The sequence below is a fragment of the Aeromonas australiensis genome, from assembly GCF_000819725.1.
Classification (GTDB): domain Bacteria; phylum Pseudomonadota; class Gammaproteobacteria; order Enterobacterales; family Aeromonadaceae; genus Aeromonas; species Aeromonas australiensis.
In genome coordinates, this window is sequence record NZ_CDDH01000062.1 from 50363 (window position 1) to 68155 (window position 17793).

Here is a 17793-nt window from a genome sequence, read left to right on the forward strand (position 1 = left end):
GAGTGCGGATCGCCTCTTTGATCACGCAACGCTTGGATTTCTGCGGTGAGTCAAGCGGACATCAGGCCTTTGGATGAATGGGGCCAGATGATGGCGATCAGGTCGCTGACTTCTCTGTGATCACCGTTGATGCGCCACAATGAAGCGAAGAACCATAAAAAAGGCCATTGCAGTGGCAATGGCCTGATGGGCGTTGAGATGTGGTTGGGCTTGGCGGAATTAGCGCCCCTTCTTGCCAACCATGATGGCGATTGTTTTGCCGATGATCTGCACATCCTGCACCAGCCAGCGCCAGGGGTGGAGCAGGGCAACCGAGTAGGCCAGATCGAACGCCAGCTTGCTGCGCACATCGTCCAGCGACTCGTCGTAACCCTGATTGACCTGCGCCAGACCGGTAATGCCGGGGGCCACTTCATAGGTGCGTTCGATAAAGTACGGCACTGCATCTTCCAGCCGGTTGGCGATCCCGGGCCGCTCCGGGCGGGGGCCTATCAGCGACATCTCCCCCTTGAGCACATTGATAAATTGCGGCAGCTCATCGAGCCGGGTTTTGCGCAGAAAGTCGCCGCTGCGGGTGATCCGGCTGTCCCCCTTGCCACACCAGACCGGCCCGGTAGCCGCCTCGGCATCGGCGCGCATGGTGCGAAACTTGATCATGAAAAAGAGCTCGGTATGGCTGGCGTGGCTGCGCCCGATCCGCAGCTGACGAAAGAACACCGGACCCGGGCTATCGAGCCGGATGGCCAGCATGATCAGCGGCCACAGCGGCAGTGTCAGCAGTAGCCCCAGGGTAGCACCGAGCAGATCCATGCTGCGTTTGACCACCAGGGTCAATCTTGGAATGGGGGGTGTCATACCGCTTTCTCCTGTGACATGAAGCGAATGGGGGCGCGCAGGCAGTAGCGCAAGGTGCCCATGCCGTTGTACCAGTGTCCGATCACCAGATAGTGGATCTTGCGAAACAGATTGGGCCAGGGGTGGACAGGGGTCAGCTGGATCAGGATGACCAGCAGATACCCGAGCAGTTGCAGCCCCAGCAGCAGCTGAAACAGCAGGGATTGGGTGGCCAGCGGGATGGCGCAGAGCCACAGCAGGGTCAGGCAGAGCGGCATCAACACCCGCAGCCCCTTGCCACTGGCAAAGTTGAAGGCAACCCAGCCGAACTTGGGGTGCAGCAGGGGCAGCAACCGCAGCAGCTGCTGGGTGTTGCCAGCCCCGATCCGCTTGCGCCGTGTCGCCTCCAGCGCGGCATCCGAAACTTCCAGCTCCAGTGCGGCGCAGCGATTGTCATAGATAGCCCGATACCCCTTGGCGATGGCCTGCATCGGCAAGATGAAATCGTCGTTGATGGTATCGGCGGCCAGCGGGGTGAGGCACTCCCGACGCATCATGTAAAAGGCCCCGTGGGCACCCAGCATACCGCCAAGGGCCGACTCGCAGAGCTTGATCTGGCTTTGATAGTGCCAGTAACTCTCCTCACCCTGGGAGCCCGGTTGCCAGAAGCGGTACGCTTCTCCGACCACCCCGACCTTGGGATCGGCAAAGTGGGCAACCGCCAGCAACAGGCTGTCGATGGGCAGCAGGGCCGAGACATCGCTGAAAGCAACCAGATCGCTGTGCACCCGGGTCATGGCCTCGTTGAGCACGGCGACCTTGCCGCGATTGCGGGGGTGATCAAACAGCCTGATCTGCAACTGCTGCAGGGCGGGATCACCGAGCTGACTCAGCGCAATGGGGTAGCTGTTGTCGCTGCAGCCGTCGAAGTGCACATGCACCCATAGCTTGTCGGCGGGGTAATCGAGGCTGGCGAGGTTTTGCAGCTTGGCCGCGATGGTCGCCGCCTCGTTGTAGACCGGCATCAGCAAAGTGATGGTCGGCAGCGCCTCATCGGCTGCGTCTGTTTTGAATCCCCGATCCAGGGGGCGGGGCGGATTGGCTACCTTGCGCGCCTGCCGACCACCGAATTTGAGCAGCAGGGGATAGCCGACATGGTGGTAGACCACCAGAACAGCGCACAACCAGAACACGATCATGATCCACTCCATGGGATGCTCCTTCGGTCACTGGGCCGTTGACTCAACGGCTATAAATCTGTTGGTAGGCTTTAGCCATCTGGCTCAAGCTGCCTTGCTGGCACACAAATTCTCGGGTGACGGCACGCAGGCTATGGCACTGCAGCAACCCTTGTGCCAGAAGCTGGGCAAGGCGGTCGGGATCCCGCTCCGACAGGATATGGCCGCTGGCCTGGCAGACCATCTCTCTGGCCGCCCCCACATCGCTCATCACCACCGGCACCCCGCACGCCTGGGCTTCCAGCACGCAAAGCGGCATCCCCTCCGCCAGCGAGGGGAGGCAGAAGAGATCCAGCCCCTGATAGAAGCGCGGCATGTCTTCGACCAGCCCCAGAAAATGGACCCGATGGGCGATCCCCAGCTGCTGACACTGTTGTTGCAACGCATTTTGCAAACTGCCGACCCCTGCCAACGCAAGATGCACCTCCTCTGGCAGGGTGCGGATCGCCTCCAGCAGCAAGGTGTGACCCTTGACCGACTCAAGGCGGGCGGCGCAGCCAATCAACCTGACCCCTTGCGGCAACCCCATCACCTGACGGGCGAGGGTGGCCGCGCCCGGGGCAAAACGCTGCTCATCAATGCCATTGGGGATCACCGTTGGCGACAGCTGGCCCAGCTTGGCCAGCAGCTGGTTGGCGACCGGTGTGGCATCGGCTACCAGGAGCGGTTTGAAGGCGCGCAGCCCCCACAGGGCCAGCGTGCGCTGATGGGGATCATCGAGATACCAGGCATCGTGCTCTGTGTGTACCAGGGTGGGCACCCGGACCAGCCGACTGGCGAGGCCGCCATAGAGCATGGGCCCCAGATGGTGGGTATGCACCGCGCCCGGCTTGAGCTGGCGCAGCAGTCGGGTGAGCCGCCAGAGGGTTGCGAGCGACCAGCCAGCGGGCTTTTCCAGACAGTGAATATTGCCCGCGAAGGGATGCAGGGCCGGCCATGCCCTTAGCACATCCGCTGTGCGCCCTTCGAGGGAGATGATATGCACCGGTTGCTCGGCGGGGCTCGCCTGCGTGAGGTTGAGCACCATGGTCTCCAGCCCGCCAGGCTGCAGGTGCTGCACGATTTGCACGACAGGTTGCAGAACAGGTTGAACAACAGGTTGCACGACGGACTGGGCGCTGGCGCCCCTGCGGGGATGGGGTCTGTGCGACGGGGTTGATGACAACATGGTTCGCGCTCCGGCAAGGGAAGGGGTGACACCCCGGATAGCGGGAGAATGCGAATCTTGTACCACTCTTGCACACAGCTCATCGCAGCCCCAGATCCGGATGAGGGAGTGATAGAGTGGCACTCTCTTTGCACGACTCTCTTTGCACTGTAGCGCTGCAGGCCTTTTTTGGGAGTGATGCCATGCCTCTCCAGTTCTATTACAACCTCTACATCATTCTCTTCGCCGCCTGGCGCCGTCGCTATCTGCTGGTGATCCCGCTGCTGGTGATGCCATTGGTGGGGGTGACAATCGGTCTGCTCAGCCCAAAAGTGTTCGAGAGCCGTACCACCTTTATGGTGCCGCAAGATGCCAACCATACCCCGACCCTCAAGGATCTTATGACTCAGGAGAGTCTCAAAGATCGTTTTGCGGTGCTCGAAGCCCTGCTGCGCAGCCGCTATGTGCTGGACGGGGTGGCGCGGGATCGCGGGCTGGTCACTGACGAGACCCCCCCAACCCAGCGCGACCTCATCATGGACTGGCTCTCCAGCTCGGTTTCCCTGCGGCTGATAGGGGACGAGGTGATTGAAATCAAGGTGAGAGCCGACTCGCCTGAAAACAGCGCCGGGCTGCTGGAGGCCATCTCCCGCCGCTTCTTTTTCAACCTGCTCAGCAAGGGGCGCCAGTCGGCAGAATCGTCCGAGCGCTTTTTGCAAAGCCAGCTCGACAGCCGCCGCAGCGAACTGCAAGAGGCCGAGCAGCAGCTCGCAGATTTTAAACGGGAGCATGCCAGCGCCCTGCCGCAACAACAGAGTACCAACGTCGCCCGGCTCTATGGTTTGCAGGAGCGTTATGCCGGGAGTCTGATCACCTTGCAACAGGCCAAGGCTCGGGTCGATCAGCTATCGCTGGGGCAGGAGAGTCAGCTTGCCCGCCAACTGGATGAGAAGCTGCAACTGATGCGCACCGATCTGGTATTGCTGCGGGCCCGCTACAGTGACGAGCATAGTAAGGTGCAGAGTCTGCGCTATCAAATTGACCAGTTGCAGCAGGAGTTTGATCAGCTCAAATCTCGGCCGGATATGACGCGCGGGGCCGAATGGCAGCAGGCCCAAACGCAATTGAGGGAAGCACAGCAACACGCCAGTGGTTTGAAGAGCCTGCTGGATGAACTGGACAAGGTGGTCGACTCCCAGGGGGATACCGAACGCCAGCTCGCCGAGCTGGAGCGGGATCTGGCGGTCAAACGCACCCTCTATCAGGATTTGCTGCTGCGCTATGAGAAGGCCAAGGTGACCGGCGATCTGGGCAGCTTCGAGCAAGGGGAGCGGATCAAGGTGATTGACAAACCCTTTGCCCCCAGCAAGCCAAGCAACTACCCGCTCAAACTGTTTCTGCTGGCGGGCATTGTGGGCGGGCTTGGGCTCGGCTGCGGTCTGGCGCTGGTGGCCGAACTGGCGGATACCAGCCTGCGCCGCTCCGATCAACTGGCCGCCCTGGTCAATGCGCCGGTGTTAAGCCGTATTCCCTACTGCAAGCCGATGCCGGACTATCCATGCAACAGTGATCAGGCGCTGGATGGTCAGGTGCTGCCCATGTCACCGGAGTCGGGTTGATTGGCGCAACCTGCGGGCTATCAGTCGGTAACCGTTTACCGGCCGGGACTTGGCGTACACAACGCGCCAGATAGGGAGTAATCCGTTTTCTCGATGCTGGCCCGAGCGATTGGGGTGCCGTCACGCCTGAGGAGTGTCCCCCAATCGCTCGGAGATCTCCACCAACGACAGTGTTCGCTGGCGCTACAACTCCCCACAATGTGAGTACATGCCATAACCCTGTCAGCCTATAACGCTCGCCTAACCGCCAATATGCCCCCTCTCCCCCCGGGAGAGGGCTGGGGTGAGGGTTATTTCCGCCCTTTTTCCAAAAACCAGCTGACTTCAAACAGCAATTGCTCACTAATTGTTTGAACCAGCTCAGGTTTTATCAACTACCTCTTCCCATGCCTCGAACAGGCACTTTATGATAGCCAAACGACAATCAACCTCTAGGGAGAGCGTCATGGCAGCGATGGTTACTATTCTCGCGGGTGAAAAGCAGCAGACTGGGGGCTGAAATTCAGGGGCGGTAGCCTTGCCTTAAAAGAGTGACAAGCTGGGGCCCGCACAAGGTTCCTCACAGGGGGAAATCTTGGAAATCTTGGAAATCTGGGACACCCAGCTTTTTGACTGAAAATCTCTCTCCAGCCAATTTTTGAAGACATTAGTTCGAATACACACCCCTTATGGGGCCTGCAAGTAGCCTAATAGTGGCTTACTTCAGCCTAATGGCAAAAGGTGGGTGTCCCAGTTCTGTTTGCCGACAGGGCGTTATGCGCACCGAAAGATGAAGCTTCATAGGAGGAATTATAAGTGGACGATTTTTACATAGATCAAAAAGGATTGGCGGCATACTATGAAGTTCAGTGGCTTGATAAACTTCGCTTAAGTGGAGTGTCTGAACAATTCGAGAGCAAATCCAAGTACGTACCTGAGTCGTTTATCTCGTCAAACCACACACAAAGTGTAGCTAAGTTTATTATTGATTCTCTCGAAGCTGAAAGTATTAATCCTATTGGCGCATTAGAGGTAGGGGCAGCTTTGGGACGAAATAGCTACGAGTTAGTTACTAACATACCAAGCATTAGTTCTGTCACAGTTGTTGAGCCGTCTCACCGCTTGCTATCAAATCTCAAACAAATACTAATTGACGGTACTAAATGTGAATTTCCTTATATCAAGAGCTTGAAAGAGTTGGGGTGTTTGGACTTTGATGCTTCAACAATAGCAAAAGCGTGTGATCATGTATCATTTACTTTAATTGAAGCACCTTTCGAGCCTGGTGTTGTTAAGAAAGAGTTTGATTTAACAGTTTGCCTAAATGTACTGGATCAATGTGAATCGCCTAAAACTTTAGTAAACGCATTGATGGATGCAACTGCTTTTAATGGAGTGTTAGTTTTATCATGTACGTATCAGTGGAACAAAAAGCATTTAAAAGAAGAGAGTGAAGCTGTTAATGACATAAACGACTACTTTGGAGAGGGTTGGGCAAAGCTATCTGAAGATGAGTATGAATATAAGATAAGATTTAACGAAAGGTATTCGTTACTATTTCTTTCCCATATAGTTGCTTACAAAAAAGTTGGTAGCTAACATTTGGTACGTGCGCATAACAAACAATTTAAGAGTGATTCAGCACGCGTAGCATTTTTACTATGCATTAGTTTTATTAATTAAGGCGGTATGCGGTAGCATCGGTATTGCGTGCTTTACACCTTAATTGGGCGTTAAATTTCAGTCAAGGATGGTGGATTATCAAAATTGATATTTATGATGTGTTTATTGGCGAATCGGCCTTTGGTAATCCTTGCGGGGTACTAGAGCTAAATGGCTGGCTTTCCGATAGCGAGTTACATCAAATAACCCGTGAAGTTGGACTGCCTGTGACTTCTTTCATTACTCACGTTGACGGACAGTTTCACATTCGTTGGTTTGCATTGGATGGTGAAATTAATCTTTGTGGTCACGGGAGTTTAGGCGCTGGTGCAGCGATCCTTTCTAAGTACCAACTGGAGAATGTAGTTTTCAACAGTAAATACGGTGAAGTGGTGATTTCTAAAAGAGATGACCAATATTCATTGGTATTACCAAGCTGGGAAGCAAAGCCTTGTGCCGTTCCAGTAGAAATCTCTGATTTAGCGATGGATGCGATTGATGTTTTTTCTACCCGAGACTTAGTCTTGGTTTTGCCTTCGGTTGAGGCTGTCATGAATTTCCAGCCAGATGACGATCGCTTGAGAGAAATCAACGAATACCATGCTCTGATTGTAACGGCTGCAAATGGTAATAGTGGTTATGTTTTAAGATACTTTGCTCCCAAAATTGGCATATCTGAGGATTTAGCAACAGGCTCAGCACAATGCTCTCTTGCACCGTATTGGTTTAAAAAACTTGGCTCCGACGCATTGAATGCGCGTCAACTTTCAATGTCAGGTGGTTATTTTGAAGTGGAGAGAACAACTGAAAATTCAATTACAGTACTTGCCCAATCAAAGCGGCGAGCAATTGCAATTTAACAAACGCCTCAAGAGGGAGTGTCAACGCGTGGCGTTTCCAGTCCCATTGAGCCGCGGTGGTTGCAGTTGTTGTGTTTAAGTTTGGTGGTAATGCGTTGCCAGCCCCTTAGGCGGGCGTTATGCGGTTTCAAATAAGGTTATGTAATGAAAAGAATATGCTTAGTTACTCATTCAGAAGCCAGCCACAGTGTTGATCGCTTGGTTGGAGGTTGGTACAACTCTGAATTAACTGAAAAAGGTGTAGAACAAGCCAAACTAATTAAAGAAAAAATTGTTGAGCTGGGTTTTAATCCTAGCATTCATGATGTTTTTTCATCAGGCCTTAATAGAGCAAGGCAGACTGCCGAGATTCTCTGTAGTGACGCTAAAATCCATTTGGACAGTCGCTTAAGAGAAATGTCTTTCGGTAAAAATGAGGGATTGCCACAAGATCAGCATAATAAGCTAATACGCTTTCCACCTAAAAAAGGGAATCGCCTCGACCATCGTATTTGTGAGGGGGCAGAATCACCAAGAGACTTGGCGGTTAGGGTGATTGATTTTGTAAAATCAGTTTTTAATCATAGTAATGAAAATATTATTGTCGTTGCGCATGGATTCTCAGCTAGCTTTGTCATTGCTGCTTTCCAAATGATCGATATTGAAAGTATGGCATACATTGATTATAAGCTTGGTGCAGGGAGTATTTCGGTACTCGAAATTGACGATTATTTTCACAACCATGCTATCAAGCTATTGAACTACCAACCGTATAACGAAACGTTTAAGGGCGATTAGTAAATACGTGCCATTTTCACTTCGTTCCTTGGTGGTTTCCGTTTTCATTTTGCAGAGCCAAGTGGTAGCGGGTTTTCTGTTTGGTCAGATGCACGTGCATAACAAACGCTTCAAGCCGTCATTCCGCACCTAATTTTTGCATTTTAAATGGTGATGATGTTCACACAAGCAGAATTGAATTGAGAAAACCAGTGACTTCATTCACGTTGCCACGTGATAATGCTCTGTTGGGTAACAGTTCACATCATTTCACGGGGGGGGAAGTATGAATCCGAGCATTTTAACTTTTGCCCCAGCCTCAACCCCCAACACCTCGATGTTGCCATTTGTTGTGAACGTGTAGGTATCGTCGCCGAAAAAAACCAATCAGGTGTGGAATGTCGGTTCCAGCCCCATTGAGCCGCGGTGGTTGCAGTTGTTGTGTTTAAGTTTGGTGGTAATGCGTTGCCAGCCCCTTAGGCGGGCGTTATTTTGCTTATTAAAATTATGGAGGATAGCGGTAAGTGTTATATGCCAAGGCTTTAAATATTGGAGATAAAATTGGGTTTTTCTCACCATCTTCACCGGCCACCACCTTTGCGCCAAATCGATTTCAAAGAGCAAGAGCTTACCTTGAGGCACAGGGATTTGAGTTAGTTGTAGGTTCGCTGACGGGGCAATCTGATTATTATCGTTCTGGCTCGATTCGAGAGCGTGCTGAAGAATTGAATCAACTTATTCGGGATCCGGATATCCGTTGCATCATGTCTACAATAGGTGGTAGTAATAGTAATTCATTGTTGCCATATATCGACTATGCTGCCTTAAAAAATGATCCCAAGATCATTGTTGGCTACTCAGATGTGACAGCCTTACTGCTTGGTATTTATGCTCAGACTGGACTCATCACATTTTATGGGCCAGCTTTAGTCGCATCATTTGGTGAGTATCCCCCATTGGTTGATGACACCTTTCACGCTTTTATTGATCTGTTATGCTCAGGGGCGAATGAATATAAATATTCAATGCCCGCCACATGGACAGATATTAAGCATGATTGGGAAACTCAGCATTCAGCTAAACCCGTTTATCCGAATGAGTGGCAGTTTATCGGTAAAGGTAAAGTCACCGGCAGAGTTATTGGCGGAAACCTCAACACCATGGCGGGGATCTGGGGGAGTCGATACATGCCAGAGATTGAAGTGGGCGATATTTTACTCATAGAGGATTCTCTAAAAGGTATCGAAAATGTCGAGCGCTCGTTTGCACATCTCGCAGCGTGCAATGTTCTTGAGCGAGTTGGTGCGATCATATTGGGCAAGCATGAATTATTTGACAACAAAGGCACAGGTAGAACACCGCTAGACGTTTTAATCGAAGTGTTAGCAGGTAAAGATGTCCCCATATTTTATGGCTTTGATAGTTGTCATACACATCCGATGCTGGTAACCCCATTGGGTGTGCGAGGGACAATCGACTTTGATCATCATACATTTAAGCTAGAGGAGTGTTGGCTTAAATAACCAGCGCGTAGGTTCTGTGATGCAGCTTATTTCAAAGTGAGGACGGATGAACCCATCCATAGAGCACTCTTATGACTACACGTTTTGTGTCGCAGGTACCGGTACGGAATACCGTTTGTACGCTCCTTACCTGCTTCCTGAAGCGGTAGACCCAGTAGCCATGCAGGCTGTTGCCAATCAGTCCCTCGACCTACATCCCTGTGCTGCATTATCACAAGACGCTTCAAGAGCTCGGAGCGCTGCCGCCTTTATGTTGCTATGTGTGGGACGAGCCGCTCAGGCAGAGGCCATTCTCCGAGAGGTGATCTCCGCGCAGATGGTTTCAGAGGACGATGCTGCTCGCGTTAGCTCAGAACTACGCCTGGTGCAGGTTTTGCAGCGGCTCGACCGTGCGGACGAAGCTGTCAGCTTGGCCACTCAAGTAGTCGGTCGGCTGCAACCAAGTTCCCTTAAGCGGCATTTCGCACTGCATCATCTTGGCAAGGCTCTCGCACAGACCGGTGTCTATGACAACGCTCGCGCCGTGCTGTCAGAGGCACTCTCTTTACGCCAGGCGCTGGGCAAGAGAGAACTCATCGCATCAACTCTGGAGGCGTTATCATTGTTGCCCTCAGAATAAGCTGCGCAGCAGCGATATGGTCAGACCTGGCATATTGGTCAATCGGGCGAATGTCGTCAGGGTGTCTAGCCTTTGTACTCGGCATTGAGGTCATCGCCGCCGGCAAAAATCAGGGAGCTATGGCTCCCTCATCGTGATACACGGGGTGATTCATTAGCCGATGGCAGGTACCAGCTGCCCGTTGGCGGGCTGCAGGCGTCCCTGATTACGGCGTTGATAGCGCCATGCCAGCAGTAGCGGCATACCGAGCAGCAGCTGGGCGGCCAGCGGGATCTCCTCGATGGGGGCGGCCAGTGCTCCTTCGGGAATGATGCCCCCTTTGATCTCGGCTGCCAGCTTGAGCTGCAAGGCATGGCCAAAGTCGGCGAAGGTGGTGGCATTGATAACAAAGGCATCTTTGCCGCCGACCACGTTGTTGAGATACCAATCTTGCAGCACACCGTCGGCATAGTCCTGGCCGATGGTGATGCCGTTAATGGTATCAATGCCGGAGGCAAGCAGCTGATCCCGCACGGTAGCGGTATCCAATCCGGCATTCTGGATGCCGTCTCCCGACACATCCATCACCTGTCTGGTGGCGGTGAAGTTATTGGTATCAAACTGCAAACCACCAAAAGCCATGGCGGACCCCGGCGCCGTCATCCCGGCAAAGGGGCGCACCAGTGAATCCAGGGTGGCGGCGAAGTTGTTGATGGAGGTCATGTCGTAGAGGTGGAACCAGTCAGTCATCACGCTCTGTTGGGTCGAGCCGCTCCACATGATCATCTGCACGGCAATAGAGCCGAGCTTGCCATCACTGGTATCGAGGATGGCGCTTTGTACCTCCTGGTTGTAAAAGGCGTTTACATAGCCTTGCAATTGCAAATTGAACTCCGATGCACTGACGCTGCCGGAGACATCCATCAGCAGTTGCAGTTCGGTATCGACCTGGATCAAGGCATACACCGGGGAGCTGAACCATAGCATCCCCAGCAGCCCTGCCAACGGTTTGAGTTTCATTGCTCACTCCTTCTCCCTGGCGCGAGTGCCAGTAGGGGGAATGAATAAACCGTGCCAGCTTTGTTGCATGCTCTGACTTGATTTTGTTTGGGGGAGGCTGGGCAGGCATGGAACTTGCGAAAGCGTTCAAGCGTGTTGATAACCGGCAGGAGTTGCGATGGCGATCCGTCCCTGGCAGTGGGCACCCAACTGGCTATTGCTTGGTCTGGCCAATCAGTGGGGCATGGTATGGCTCAATACGGGTCACTTCAACCTGTTGGTGGTGTTGCTAATTGCTGTCTGGTGGCAAATTGCATCGCGGGTTGCACCGAGCTGGCGCCCGCATCCGCTGGCGCTGGCGCTCTTTATCCTGCTGATCATGATCCCCAGTGCCAGTTGCAAGGCGCTGGCCTGTCTGTTGCTGGTGGCCTCGCTGTGGCGCCGTCATCAGAGTCGCGATGAGCGGGCGGTACTGCAGATTGTGCTCGCGTTGACCGTGGCGGTGTTGTGGGGGCAGCAGGTGTTTGCGTTGCTCTCTGGCCCGGTGCTGGCGTTCGATGCCTGGGGGGTGGGCCAGTGGTTGCAGCTGCTGGGGTGGCAGATCCACCTTGATGGCAACCGCATCGAGCGGTTGGGGGGCCATGCGCTGATTGTGCTCAAGGGGTGTTCATCCTTCTCCCAGCTCTATCTGGTGATCATCGCCTGGCTTATCTCCAGCTGCTGGCTGGCACCGCAGCGCCCATTGCACCGGCAGTGGCCCCTGTTGCTGCTGGTCTGCCTGCTCTATATCGGGGCCAACCAGTTGCGGCTGGTGCTGATGAGCCTGGATCTGCGCTGGTATGAGTGGCTTCATAACGGTAGTTGGGCCCAGCTCTATCAGTGGGTCATTATGCTGTTGGTGATGAGTATCCTGTTTATCCGTGGGCGCCCGCGTGATGCCCTCTAGCAGGATCTCTGTTGCTGGCGCCGGAGTAGCAATTGCGGTTAACGATGCACTGTGCAAGGAGGCGTGATGGCCGGCGTGTCTAAGGGATATCTGCTGCTGTTGCTGGTGGCGCTGCTCAGTGCTGCCGCCATGGGGTGGCGTTATCAGAACCGGGCGGCCAATGAGGGGGCCAAGCCCATGTTGCTGGAGCTGGTCCAGCTGGGCTGGCGTTTGCGGGTGGCCACGCCGGTATTGGGCGGCACCTATGTCAGTTATCAGCTGGCTCATCCCCGCTGTGACGGCCTGTTGCAGGCCATGCTGGTGGCGCCGGATAGTGAGGCGATGTCGGTAACGTTGGCGGGCGTGGGGATGAGTCAGGGGGTGATGTTTTTAGGCGAGCTGTACCAGAGCCCACCGCTCCTTTCATATCGCCTTACCCAGGGTTGGCGCAAATTATGGGGGCTGGCCCCTTATCCCCTCTATCGGGTGGCTTTGCCCACCTCCTGCCTTGATCTTATTGTGCCGCCGATGGGGTGACAGACCCCGATTCTCCATTTGGCAGAATGCGGATCAGCAAGGTATTGGGGGCCAGCATGGGGTCATAGCGGGGTTCCAGCTCAATGGCGCGAGACCCGAGCAAGCGGGTGAGGGCGGTCAGCCGTGCGCTCGCTGTCCGCGCACTCTCCAGCATGTCGGTTTGCAACCCGGGGCCGCTTATCAGCGCAATCCGGGCCGGATCCTTGCGTCCCAAAAACTGATGCAACTGCTGCTCCTGATCCGCTGGTAGTTGTGTCTCCGCTTGCTGGTACTGCAGTTGTAGCTGGGGCTGTTCGGCCAGTTGCTGTTCCCGCAACTGGTTGAGGATCGGCAGGGTCTCATTGACCGGCTCCTGACGGGCGCAACCGGTGAGGATCAGCAGCGGCAGCATCAGGAGTAACAGGCGAGGCAGGGCGCTGACCTGGAGGGGAGCGCGGGAAGTCGGGTTGGCCATATACAGTCACTTCAGGGGGATGAATGGACATCAGTTTGCAATGTTTTCAATCCCTTGGCCAGCTGTTCAATCTCGCGGCGCCACTGGATCCAGGTGGTTGAAGGCAGTTGTTCTGCCATGAGCCAGCGGGTCGGCAGTTGGGCCCGCAGGCGCTCCTGCAGCAGGGCGGCTTCTACCTGATAGCGGGCGGCCTGCTCCAGCCAGGCGAGCCAGCGCAGATCCTCGATGGCTTGCTGCAACAGCAACAGATCATGGGAGAGACGTGGCGCCTCGCAGGCTTGTGGGCCGAGCAGCATAAAGTCGCTCTCCCGCCCGTCGGTGGGGTCATAGGGCAGGGCGGTGGGCATGCGGCCATGCCACTGCAAATAGCCCTCTGCGCCGCTTTGCCACAGGTAAAACCCGGCGGCGCGCGGGGTACCCAGATTGTAAAACCAGGGGGTGACCTGGTGCTGGCGTACTCGCTCCACATCGCTTTTGTCGGCGCCAAAGCCTGCGTTGATCAGGGCTATCTCCACCTCTGCCAGCAGCGGTACCTGGCCGGGATGGTTGAAGTGGCCTGCGCGGATCACCGCCGGATCCCGCCGTTTCATCTCCCGCGCCAGGGTGGTGATGGCGGGCAGGGTGGCAAGATCGGGCTCATCAAACAGGCTCCATGCCAGCGGCGGCAAGCCGCTGGCGGTCAGCGCCTGTTGCCGCGCCTGCCACTGGGCAAGCTGGCTGGCGAGGTCACTGCCCCAGCGTTTGAGCGGGGTATAGGCCAGCAGGGGCGGTACAAAGCCGAGCCCGGCCGCTTCCCCCATGATGTCACGCATCCCTGCCTCATCTTGTGGCAGCGCGGGCGAGAGGCCGCTGATCCCCAGCTTGGCGAGCCGCGCCAGATCGCAGCGACTGGCCGCGGCAATCTGCTGCTGCCGCGCCTCGGGGGTGGGGCTGAGCCAGTTCAGATAAGGGGGGGCTTCTACATAGATTCCGACCGGCTTGCTGGCTGCGGGCAGGGTCAGTGGCAGCACCTCGATAGTCAGCGGTAACTGCACCAGTTGCTGTTGGCTCAGCAGCTGAATATTGCCCTGATAGGGGCCGGCAGGGGCGTTACGCGGGACGCTTACCTGCAGTACCAATCGCCGTGGGACGCCGGCCTTTAGGGTGAGCCCGGCGATCCCCTCGACCAGCTCCTGATCCGAGGGGGTCAACAAGGTGCCGCTTGCCTGCGGGCGAACCAGCTGCCATCTGCCGTAGTAGGGGGTGAGTGGCAGCGTCAGCTGGTCAGCTTGAGGTGGCTGGATCACCAAGAGTGGGGCCGGGTCATCGGCGTTGGCATGAATGGCAAACTCCAGCAGCAGCTGGCTACCTCTGGCAGCCAGTACCGGTTGGGATGCGTGCTGCAACGCAGCGGCTGCAGATGCCGGGGCGATGTGCAGGGTGGGGGCGGCATCCGGAATGGGCGTAAGGCTGAGGTGTGCCGGAACAGGTGCGGGTGAATAGGGGGCCAGGGTCCACTTTTCCAAAAACAGCTGGCGCTGTTTGGTCAGCACGGTTGCGGTAGCGTCGGCCAATATGGCGAGATCTTTCTCACTATTCGGGAGAGCCACTTTGCTGGTGGGGGCCGGATAGGGTGCAAGCAGCAGCCCCGCCAGGTATTTGGCATCCGGTGAGTGGCCCACCAGGGTGATAGTGAGCGGGCCGCCGGGGTGGTTCAGGGTGACATGGACCGGGCCCCCCTGACGGGCCCCGAACAGCTGCCAGGGATCCGGATTTGGCAACGCCTCGCGGGATTGCCCTGCCAGATAGCGCTGCGTTAGCCACTCCTGTGGTTGCCACTGCTCGGCCCATACCGGTTCATCGTTGACCAGTACACTGCGCTCGAAGGGGTGGGGCAGGTACTCCCACTCGCCGGGATCATCCAGCCAGAGGGTGAGTTGGTAGCGCCCCTTGGCGACCTCCAGCCGTACGCCGTCGAGATTGCGCAGCCCATCGCGCACCAGAGCATCGCCAGAGGGGCGCAAGATGGCGGTGGGATGGCCAAGCAGCCGGGGATCCCCCGGGCTCAGGGTCTCAAAGCCGGTAAAGCGGGGGGCGGTGGCCGCCCCCAGATCCAGCGCGATGGTGTCTGTGGGCAAGGTCAAACCCGGCTCCCAGTTCCAACGGTGGATGGTCAGTGCTGGCGCGTTATCGGCCATAAAGAGATAGAGCTTGGTGAGTTTGTCCAGCGCCAGTGCTCTGGGCTGGCTGGTGCGCCATTCACTCAGGGCAAAGCGCTGGGTAAAGGGGCCTGGGGCGACAATCCGCTCCAGATTGACCCGGCTGCGGTAGTTGACCGAGGCGTTATCGTCGATACGCAGGATCATGATTTGCGGGCGGGCGCTGGGGTTATGACCCTCAATCACCAGTTCATCGTCGCTACCCACCGGCCAACTGTGGCCACTCAGTTCGAGCCGCTGGGGTGTCTGGCTGCCTGTCAGGGGCAGCGGAGTCTGCCCCTCCAGCCGGGTGGCGGCTATCGCTGTGTTACCACAGAGCAACAGAACCAACCAGAGCCCTTTGTTCATCCCCATAATCCCTTTAGCCAGTTGCTCAGCTCGGCAGCCTTGTGATCCCAGCTTTGCTGGGCCACCTGCTGTTGGCGGGTGTGGCGCCCTTCGCTGCGGGTAAGCCCTTCCCAGCCACTCTCCTGAAACCAGCCCGGATTGGATTGATCAAAGGCGGCCCGATTGATGGCCTCGGCCAGGCTCTCCCCATCGTGGGGGAGCTGGATCTGATCCCGATAACCATCGAGTGCCGGAAAATCGGTGCTGACGATGGGTCGCCCTGCGGCCAGATATTCGCGTAATTTGAGTGGGTTGCAGGCACGGATCTGGGCGTTGTCGACAAAGGGCAGCAAGCTCACTTGCCAGTGCTGGGCATAGGCCGCCAGGGTGTGGTGGGGGCGGGGCCCCAGCAGATGGATATTGGGGATCCCCTTGAGGGGGGAGATATCGGTCTGGACCGGCCCAATCAGCACCAGATCCCAGTGGGGCAGGGCGGCGGCTGTCTCTGCCAGCAGGGGGATATCAATCCAGTCACTCAGGCTGCCGTAAAATCCGGCAATGGGGCGGCCGGAGGGGAGATCCGCCGGACGCGCTCTGGGGGGCATAAACAGCTCGAGATCCACGCCGTGGCTGAGCAGCCGGGTTTTATGGGGGGGAAAGCGGCTGGCCAGCGCGGGGCTGGCGGCCAGAATGAGATCGGCTTTTTCCACCAGTCGGGCCTCGCAGTGAGCGATGGCCTGATGATCCACCCCGGCCAGTGCCGAGAAGTCATCGCCACAGTAGTAGATGACAGCGCGCTCTTCGAGCTTGCCAATCAGATCGACGGCGCTGGGCAGGGAGATCCAGAGCAAGGGGCGATCCAGCGCGGGCTGCTGGCGCCGGATCTGCGCCGCCAGCCAGTGGCCATTGATCTTGCCTGCCAGCCGACTGCCGGGCAGTGGCAAGGCTAGCGGTGGCAATATCCGGGGGCGGCAGGCGTCGGATGGCGAAACTGACTGGCCGCCAGCATGGCGTGCGCCACGCAGCACGGCCCCCAGTTTGCGGCCGATGCGGGTGAGATCATGGAGGGTAAAGCGGGGGCAGCGCAGGCCGATGGAGTTGACCCAGAGCACGTCATAATCGGGCAGCAGACGTTTGATCAGATGCTGGGTGCTGGAGGGGTGCTGGCCCCAATCCTCGCCCAGCACCACCAGTTGCGGCAATGAATGTGGTTTCATGCAAAGGCCTCCGAGGTGTGTGCGGGGTCGCTGTGATCCTGTGATTGCAAGGGGCGCAGTACGGTGGCCGGTACCCCGGCAGCCAGCACGCCGGCGGGCAGATCCCGGGTGACGACGCTGCCTGCGGCGACAATGGTGCCGGCGCCTATGGTGACGCCTGCCATTACCATCACCCCGGTGCCGAGCCAGACATCCTGCTCCAGCACAATGGCCCCCACCTGTTCATCCAGATCCGGTTTACCAAGGGCGCGCTCACGGGCATTGACCGGGTGCCCCGGGTAGCCCGCCAGAAAGGCGCGCCCTGCAATTCTGACGTTATCCCCCAGCACTATCTTGCTGCCCACCGCCAGAGTGGTTTGCCAGCCAATCCCGACATTGCGGCCAATCACCAGACTTGGGGTCTGGCTTGATGCCCGGCCGCTGATGGTCATAGCGGCGCTGAGGCGGCAGTCGGCGCCTATTTCGATGGCAACCGGACCGCTGATATAGGGGATGCCACCATAGAGGTAGAGGCGTGGGGCGGGGGCCGTCAGGCGAGATTGAAACAAGGGGGTCCACCAGAGGGTGCGGGTCAGGGTTGCCAGCGCGTTGCTGCCAAGCAGATAGAGCCGATAAAGCAGTCGGTGCAGGGGCGGGATCACGGGGAATGACCAGTGGCGGGCGCTTTTGGCCAGGCACCATATCCGGCGGGCAAGGGGCGTCTCTCCCTGTTTGGCCCAGCTTTTTATCCGGTGCAGGTTGATGATATTCATGGTGACCTCTCCCTCTGGTGCAGTCCGTTGCCTGTTGCTAACCAAGCAGGGATCGGGCCAACAAGAGCATGCTGGCGCTGAATGGAGCAATGGCGGAGGCGACTCGTTGGGGCAGTGCAATTTGCAGCACAATCTTGTGCAAAACGCAATTTGCAGTCTCATTCTGAG

Annotated in this window: 16 protein-coding genes; 8 read left to right on the forward strand and 8 right to left on the reverse strand. The window is 56.7% G+C overall.

Features of this window, described 5'->3' with window-relative positions:
• Window positions 1-219: 219 nt before the first annotated feature.
• The 3 genes from BN1117_RS09880 to BN1117_RS09890 are packed head-to-tail and all read right to left on the reverse strand — an operon-like array spanning window position 220 to window position 3141.
• Window positions 220-855 carry a sugar transferase gene (locus BN1117_RS09880; RefSeq protein WP_040096954.1) on the reverse strand — a complete coding sequence of 212 codons (636 nt, stop codon included), beginning with the start codon at window positions 853-855 and terminating at the stop codon, window positions 220-222.
• Window positions 852-2045, reverse strand: a complete 1194-nt coding sequence (locus tag BN1117_RS09885; protein ID WP_040096956.1) for a glycosyltransferase family 2 protein — start codon at window positions 2043-2045, stop codon at window positions 852-854. The genes BN1117_RS09880 and BN1117_RS09885 overlap by 4 nt, the downstream gene beginning before the upstream one ends.
• Before the next feature lie 31 nt (window positions 2046-2076).
• The gene (locus BN1117_RS09890) at window positions 2077-3141 is read right to left on the reverse strand and encodes a glycosyltransferase (protein WP_244463534.1); all 1065 of its coding nucleotides are present in this window, start codon (window positions 3139-3141) and stop codon (window positions 2077-2079) included.
• Window positions 3142-3422: 281 nt separating this feature from the next.
• On the opposite strand from BN1117_RS09890, the gene BN1117_RS09895 reads away from it, so the two are divergent.
• From BN1117_RS09895 to BN1117_RS09915, 6 genes are all read left to right on the forward strand, one after another.
• Window positions 3423-4838: a GumC family protein gene (locus BN1117_RS09895; protein ID WP_040096959.1), complete on the forward strand. Its 1416-nt coding sequence runs from the start codon at window positions 3423-3425 to the stop codon at window positions 4836-4838.
• Between the two features lie 795 nt (window positions 4839-5633).
• Entirely contained in the window at window positions 5634-6416 is a 783-nt protein-coding gene (locus tag BN1117_RS09900; RefSeq protein ID WP_040096961.1) for a class I SAM-dependent methyltransferase, read from the forward strand.
• A 182-nt stretch (window positions 6417-6598) separates the two neighbouring features.
• Window positions 6599-7339 carry a PhzF family phenazine biosynthesis protein gene (locus tag BN1117_RS19035; RefSeq protein ID WP_082032585.1) on the forward strand — a complete coding sequence of 247 codons (741 nt, stop codon included), beginning with the start codon at window positions 6599-6601 and terminating at the stop codon, window positions 7337-7339.
• 144 nt (window positions 7340-7483) lie between these two features.
• On the forward strand, window positions 7484-8116 hold the full coding sequence (locus BN1117_RS09905; protein ID WP_052441482.1) for a histidine phosphatase family protein: 633 nt from the start codon (window positions 7484-7486) through the stop codon (window positions 8114-8116).
• Window positions 8117-8619: 503 nt separating this feature from the next.
• Window positions 8620-9618, forward strand: coding sequence for a S66 family peptidase (locus BN1117_RS09910; protein ID WP_040096964.1), 999 nt, complete (start codon window positions 8620-8622; stop codon window positions 9616-9618).
• A 46-nt stretch (window positions 9619-9664) separates the two neighbouring features.
• Complete coding sequence (locus tag BN1117_RS09915; RefSeq protein WP_040096966.1) at window positions 9665-10237, forward strand: hypothetical protein; 573 nt, start codon at window positions 9665-9667, stop codon at window positions 10235-10237.
• A gap of 153 nt (window positions 10238-10390) precedes the next feature.
• On the opposite strand, the gene BN1117_RS09920 is transcribed toward BN1117_RS09915, so the two are convergent.
• Complete coding sequence (locus tag BN1117_RS09920) at window positions 10391-11236, reverse strand: DUF1194 domain-containing protein (protein ID WP_040096968.1); 846 nt, start codon at window positions 11234-11236, stop codon at window positions 10391-10393.
• Window positions 11237-11393: 157 nt separating this feature from the next.
• On the opposite strand from BN1117_RS09920, the gene BN1117_RS09925 reads away from it, so the two are divergent.
• Together BN1117_RS09925 and BN1117_RS09930 are read left to right on the forward strand one after the other, a co-directional pair.
• A complete protein-coding gene (locus BN1117_RS09925) occupies window positions 11394-12161 on the forward strand; it encodes an archaeosortase/exosortase family protein (RefSeq protein WP_040096969.1) in 768 nt (255 codons plus the stop codon).
• 66 nt (window positions 12162-12227) lie between these two features.
• Window positions 12228-12677, forward strand: a complete 450-nt coding sequence (locus BN1117_RS09930) for a hypothetical protein (RefSeq protein ID WP_040096971.1) — start codon at window positions 12228-12230, stop codon at window positions 12675-12677.
• On the opposite strand, the gene BN1117_RS09935 is transcribed toward BN1117_RS09930, so the two are convergent.
• Genes BN1117_RS09935 through BN1117_RS09950 form a run of 4 tightly spaced genes read right to left on the reverse strand, consistent with a single transcriptional unit; the run spans window position 12655 to window position 17625 of the window.
• Window positions 12655-13131: a hypothetical protein gene (locus tag BN1117_RS09935; protein WP_040096972.1), complete on the reverse strand. Its 477-nt coding sequence runs from the start codon at window positions 13129-13131 to the stop codon at window positions 12655-12657. The two genes, BN1117_RS09930 and BN1117_RS09935, sit on opposite strands and share 23 nt — an antisense overlap.
• Window positions 13132-13142: 11 nt before the next feature.
• Window positions 13143-15677 carry a hypothetical protein gene (locus tag BN1117_RS09940; RefSeq protein WP_040096974.1) on the reverse strand — a complete coding sequence of 845 codons (2535 nt, stop codon included), beginning with the start codon at window positions 15675-15677 and terminating at the stop codon, window positions 13143-13145.
• Window positions 15674-16873 (reverse strand): glycosyltransferase, encoded by a 1200-nt coding sequence (locus tag BN1117_RS09945; RefSeq protein ID WP_040096976.1) that lies wholly within the window; start codon window positions 16871-16873, stop codon window positions 15674-15676. The genes BN1117_RS09940 and BN1117_RS09945 overlap by 4 nt, the downstream gene beginning before the upstream one ends.
• Complete coding sequence (locus BN1117_RS09950; RefSeq protein WP_040096977.1) at window positions 16870-17625, reverse strand: acyltransferase; 756 nt, start codon at window positions 17623-17625, stop codon at window positions 16870-16872. Before BN1117_RS09950 ends, BN1117_RS09945 begins: the two co-directional genes overlap by 4 nt.
• Between the last annotated feature and the right edge of the window lie 168 nt (window positions 17626-17793).